Genomic DNA, 2,537 nt, shown 5'->3' on the forward strand with positions numbered 1-2,537 from the left:
GCAGTCGGGTAGCCCCGACGCATTGCTGCGCCGGGGCCCCCTCAGAACCGTGCGTGCAACTCGTCGCGGCACACGGCTCAAGCAAGCCACTGGGGCGATTTCAGGAGTGCAGAGGTGCTGGTTCCTGCTGTCCGTTTGTAGTTCGGCGGAGGCAGAAGGTGTGAACGAGTCGGGTCTCGTCCGGCAGGCCGTTCCCGTGGATGGCGATGATTTGCCTGGTTATCGCCTTGCGGGTGGTGCGGTGCCATTGTTCCCACTCGCGTGGGCTTTGTGGCTCGCGGTCGGCGTGCAAGAGCAGTTCCCGGCAGATCGGGCAGGTTCCGTGCTGTCTGCGGAGCAGGTGCAGGGTTCTGCGGTCGAGCAGCGGTTTGTTCTTGCTGCGCCGTTCGGTCCAGTAGCCGGCCTGGGCGGGGTCGTCCGGAGACGCGTCCCCGCGGACCAGGCTATGCCGGACGATTTTCGTCCAGGCGAACTTGGGTAGGTAGGCGCCGCTGTTGCGGTCGCCGAACACCCAGCGGTCCTGCCTGTCTGGGTTGTACCGGCCGAAGTACCTGTTGACGATCCAGGGTCTCGGCTTGTGGGGATGGCTGTGGCAGGCCCATTTATAGGCGAGCCGCCAGAGGTGCACGTCCAGCGCTGCGAACACGATGGACGACGCTGCCCCTCGGTAGTAGTTCGCCCAGCCTCGGACGATCGGGTTGATCTTCGCAAGGACGGTCGCCGGGTTCGTGCCACGTAGGGCCCGGAACTCGGCGGACAGGCGTTGCCTGACTCGTTTGACGGCGGCCTTGCTGGGTTTCATCAGGAGCTTGCCGTTGCGTCGGCGGGCGGTGAATCCGAGGAAGTCGAACCCGTCATCGAGGTGGACGATTCTCGTCTTGTCCTCGTTGAAGGCCAGGCCCCTCGGTGCCAGCCAGGCGGCGAGCCGCGTTTTGACGTCTTCGGCCTGCTGCTTGGAGTAGCAGAGGGCGACCATGTCATCGGCGTATCTGATCAGCGAAGGCGAGCCACGTTTTGTCCGCTGCGGATCGCTGCGTTCGTGTCGGACTCCTGCCGCTTCTTCCAGCCCATGCAATGCAATATTCAACAGCAAGGGACTGATGACCCCGCCTTGCGGAGTTCCCGCATCGGTGGGGGCGAAGCCCTTGCCTTTCTCGAACACGCCCGCTTTCAACCAGCCCCGGATTTGAGTCCGGCCGGGAAAGTCCCCGATGGTGGCGAGTAGCTGCTCGTGGTCGATTCTGTCGAATGCTGCGGTGAGGTCCGCGTCCAGCACCCACAGTCGTTGTGCGGTCGCGCCGCACGCCGTGACATGAATGACTTGGATCGCGTCCTGGCAGCTGCGTCCCGGGCGGAACCCGTAACTCTTGGGCTCGAACCGGGCCTCCCACTCGGGCTCCAGTGCGTTCCGGTGCCGTGCCTGGTGGGCACGGTCGGAGATGACGGGAATGCCGAGCGGTCGCTGTTTCCCATTGGCTTTCGGAATGTATACCCGCTTGACGGCGAGCGGCATGAACGATTGTGCGGTGCGATGAGTCTGTTCCGCCAAGTCCATGCGTGCCGGGGAGGTCAACGCGACCTTCCCGTCGATGCCCGCCGTCGCGCGTCCAGCGTTGCGCTGCGCGACCTGGCGCACGCTGACCAGCGTGTTAGACCAGCTGCGCAGCATCAGTTTCTGCAAGTTCCTGACCTGGGGCCAGTCACCGTCCTTCGTCGCCTTGAAGATCCTGCCTCGTAGCCGCCGTACGTTCTCCTCGTGGCGTCGCCAGGCGACGTTGTCCCAGGTCGGGGAGGCGTCCTCAGGTCCGTTCACTCCGAGGGCCGCCATCGCAACATCGAAAGCAAAAGCCGTCATCGCGTCTAACTTGTCCTTCGGTTCGGGTGGTTCCGCTGCTTGATCGTCAAAGGCTCACCCGCCACACGTCAGCCTGCTTTCGCAGCCGGGCACCAGGCCCGGTATCCGGCCAGTTATACGACGACGGCCGGTCAGAGTACCGGTCGTTGATGCCGTCGCTTTCCTGTCACCTTTCGGTCACCGGCATTCGCTTCTTGGGCGTCCTTTTCCCGCCACGGAGTTAAGCTTTCCTCACGGTCGGCCTACCGCAACAATGCTGCGGACCGTAACGAGGTTTCCACGTTCCACACGCGTGAGATACGGCCGGGTCGGGTGCCCTCTTAACCCCGGAGGCGACGGTGTCTACACGACCGTCGAAGAGTCCTCGGTCGTCGTCTGCCGACTTCCAGCGGCCAGCCTCTTTGTCTCCCCGGCATTGCATAACCGACCCGGGAAGTTGCCGTGACGAGGCATCAACGAGGGTTCACCATATTCACCCTTTCGGCCTTCCCCTCACCTGTAACACCCAGTCGGAATGGGTGCCCTTGGGCTTTTCCCTGAGCTTCGCACCCGGCGATTACTCGCCACGCACGTCAGGGCGGGGACCGGTCTGAAGACACTGACCGGGAGCTACGTCTCGGGCATCAAACCCGACCTCCAATCGACGTACTCACTCACTTCGTGCGACCTCGTGTCGCACCTC

Annotated in this window: 1 protein-coding gene; it reads right to left on the minus strand. The window is 63.6% G+C overall.

Going from position 1 to position 2,537, the window contains the following annotated elements:
- Window positions 1-100: 100 nt before the first annotated feature.
- Window positions 101-1,855 (minus strand): group II intron reverse transcriptase/maturase, encoded by a 1,755-nt coding sequence (ltrA, locus tag AB0F72_RS42095; RefSeq protein WP_360444938.1) that lies wholly within the window; start codon window positions 1,853-1,855, stop codon window positions 101-103.
- Window positions 1,856-2,537 lie beyond the last annotated feature (682 nt).

Source organism: Actinoplanes sp. NPDC023936 (genome assembly GCF_040639325.1).
In the GTDB taxonomy this organism is placed as follows: domain Bacteria; phylum Actinomycetota; class Actinomycetes; order Mycobacteriales; family Micromonosporaceae; genus Actinoplanes.